The organism is Algoriphagus aquaeductus, assembly GCF_003253485.1.
GTDB classification, from domain to species: domain Bacteria; phylum Bacteroidota; class Bacteroidia; order Cytophagales; family Cyclobacteriaceae; genus Algoriphagus; species Algoriphagus aquaeductus.
In genome coordinates this window covers 1-1,650 of the sequence record NZ_QKTX01000041.1, presented here as the reverse complement: position 1 = coordinate 1,650, position 1,650 = coordinate 1, and the positions used below count along the sequence as shown (strand labels likewise).

Here is a 1,650-nt window from a genome sequence, read left to right as displayed (position 1 = left end):
TTTCCTGACTTCCGCGTTCTTTTCTTCGGTTTTTTGTAACTGATTGATATTTAATCTTGTATGATTTTGATTCGTTGATTTTGGGTGTCCCAGCCTTGGTTTTTTTTATTTTGGACCATGTTTATTCGGAAAAAACCCAATAAAAGCGGGCTGGTCAGTGTCCAGATTATTGACAAAAGCAAAGGCAAGTATAAGGTTGTAAAGACGGTAGGTTCGAGCAATGATCCTGATGAGATCGAGCGTCTTATGGTTCAGGCCAAGGATCAAGCCCGTCAGTTGGTGGGACTTCAGGAGATCGATTTTACCAACCATAGGGAGGTTTTTGAGCAGGTTTTATCCTCCATCACCTCACACAGACTTGTTGGGATCAAGTATGTGTTGGGGAAGATTTTCGATGAAATAGGTTTTGGACAGATTCAGGATGAGCTGTTCAGGGATTTGGTTTTGTACCGGTTGATTTATCCCAAAAGCAAACTCAAGACGACGGAGTTTCTGTACCGGTATGAGCAGAAGTCCTACTCGGAGGATCAGGTCTATCGGTTTATGGACAAACTCCACTCCAAGTACAAGGAAATCGTCCAGCACATCAGCTATACCCATACACTCCGGGTCTTGGGAGAAGAGATCCATGCGGTCTTTTACGATGTGACCACCTTATACTTTGAGATCGAAAGAGAGGACGAGGTCAGAAAGGCGGGGTTTTCGAAAGACGGCAAACACAAGCATCCACAGATCGTCCTTGGGCTGCTGGTCAGCAAAGACGCCTACCCGCTCGCTTATGACATTTTTGAGGGCAACAAGTACGAAGGAGATACGTTTCTGCCCATCCTGGAAGGCTTTCGAACCAAGTACGGTTTCCAAAAACTTACCGTAGTAGCTGATGCAGGGTTGCTTTCCAACCGCAACGTATCCGAACTCATAAAGAAGGGGTATGAATTTATTCTCGGTGCAAGGATAAAGAGTGAAAGCAATGAGGTAAAAGACAAGATACTCAACCTTGACTTCGGCAAAGAAAAGAAACATCTGATCGAAAAGGATGGGCTGAAACTAGTCGTTACCCATTCGGAGGATCGGGCAAAAAAGGACCGATATAACCGGGAGAAAGGTCTGGCAAGGCTTGAAAAACTCCTCAAGTCGGGAAAACTCACCAAGTCAAGTATCAACAACAAGGGATACAATAAATTCCTCAAAATGGAAGGGGAAGTGACTCTGGCAGTGGATTCCGAAAAAGTGACCCTTGACCAGAAGTGGGACGGGCTCAAAGGCTATCTGACCAACTCTACGATGACTGTAGCGGAAATATTGCAAAACTACCGACACCTCTGGCAGATCGAAAAAGCGTTTCGGGTAGCAAAAAGCGAACTGAAAATCAGACCGATATTCCATTTTAAACGAGAGCGGATAGAAGCTCACATCTGTCTGAATTTTACCGCTTACAAAGTCTACAAAGAGCTGGACAGACAGCTAAAAGAGAAAAAATCAGACTTCACCCCAGAGAAAGTGATCGAGATTATTCAGAATATCTATGAGATTACTGTGGTCACACCTAAACACGAAGTCTTAAGAAAAACCATGATCCTGACCGAAGAGCAGAAAATGATTCAGGACCTTTTCGGATTTTAATCCGGGTGTCCCAGCGCGGAAGTCAGG

At 44.5% G+C, this 1,650-nt stretch carries 1 protein-coding gene; it reads left to right on the top strand.

Annotated elements, in window-relative coordinates; translation table 11 throughout:
• The first annotated feature begins 117 nt into the window (after window positions 1-117).
• Window positions 118-1,623 carry an IS1634 family transposase gene (locus tag CLV31_RS21660; protein WP_111395178.1) on the top strand — a complete coding sequence of 502 codons (1,506 nt, stop codon included), beginning with the start codon at window positions 118-120 and terminating at the stop codon, window positions 1,621-1,623.
• The last annotated feature ends 27 nt before the right edge of the window (window positions 1,624-1,650 follow it).